This is a genomic window from Mesorhizobium sp. M7A.F.Ca.US.014.04.1.1, from assembly GCF_003998745.1.
GTDB lineage: Bacteria > Pseudomonadota > Alphaproteobacteria > Rhizobiales > Rhizobiaceae > Mesorhizobium > Mesorhizobium ciceri.
In genome coordinates, this window is sequence record NZ_RZRW01001071.1 from 1 (window position 1) to 1,142 (window position 1,142).

Below are 1,142 nucleotides of genomic sequence, written 5' to 3' on the forward strand. Positions count from 1 at the left end.
GCGTCTGGCCAAGCCGGGCCTTTCCAGGACCTGAGCAGGTCTGGCAGGTGCTTCTCAGGGAGGCTGCGAGCGGCGACCTCTTTTACCATCTCGGCGTGACCCTCGGCCGGGTCGCCGCAGCATATATCGTCGCAATGATCATCGGATCCGTCATCGGCGTTTTGCTCGGCAGCTATCGTCGCGTCGACCGTTTTTTCAACCCGTGGGTGATCCTGTTCCTCAACATCCCGGCGCTGGTGGTCATCGTCCTCGGCTACATCTGGTTCGGCCTCAACGAGGCGGCGGCGATCGGCGCGGTGGCGGTGAACAAGATCCCGAATGTCGTGGTGACGATGCGTGAAGGCGCCAGGACGCTTGATCCAAGTTATGCCGAGATGGCCACCGTCTATCGCTTCGGCCGCCTTGATCGCATCCGCCATATCCTGCTGCCGCAATTGCAGCCCTATCTTGCCGCCGCGTCGCGATCCGGCATCGCCCTCATCTGGAAGATCGTCCTGGTCGTCGAACTGCTCGGCCGCTCGAACGGTGTCGGCTTCCAGATCCATCTCTATTTCCAGCTTTTCGATGTCGCCGCCATTCTTGCCTACACGCTGGCTTTCGTGGCGGTGATGCTTGTCATTGAACTTCTCCTGGTGCAGCCCGTTGAACGACATGCAACCCGTTGGCGCCGTCGTCCCGCTTAAGGTCGACATCGCCGAAAAGACCTTCAGGTCCGCGCGAGGCGTCTCGATCACGGCGCTTCAGGACCTTTCCTTCGAGGTCCGGCAAGGCGAATTCGCCTGCTTGCTTGGACCGTCGGGCTGCGGCAAGACCACGACGCTGCGTATCCTGCTTGGCTTGGACAAAGACTTTTCCGGCTCCTTCCAGTTGCCGCAAGGAGGTTCGAACCGCATCGCCGCCGTATTCCAGGAACCGACCCTGCTGCCGTGGCGAACGGTGGAGCAGAATGTCAGGCTGGCGTTGCCGAAAAGCTTGAGGGCGAAAAATCTCGACGGGCTGTTCGACACGCTCGGCCTCGCGGCCATGCGCTCGCTCTATCCTGCCGAACTGTCGCTCGGCCTTGCGCGCAGGGCAGCACTTGCCAGGGCTTTCGCCACGGAGCCGGCGGCGCTTTTCCCAGACGAACCCTTTGTCTCGCCAGA

At 61.8% G+C, this 1,142-nt stretch carries 2 protein-coding genes; both read left to right on the forward strand.

The genetic code is table 11. The features are described from left to right. Positions 1 to 683, forward strand: a 683-nt coding sequence (locus EOA22_RS34545) for an ABC transporter permease (protein WP_164756215.1), incomplete at its 5' end; no start/stop codon positions are given. Beyond that, on the forward strand, positions 652 to 1,142 hold a 491-nt coding region (locus EOA22_RS34550), incomplete at its 3' end, for an ATP-binding cassette domain-containing protein (protein WP_127390660.1). The genes EOA22_RS34545 and EOA22_RS34550, both read left to right, overlap by 32 nt.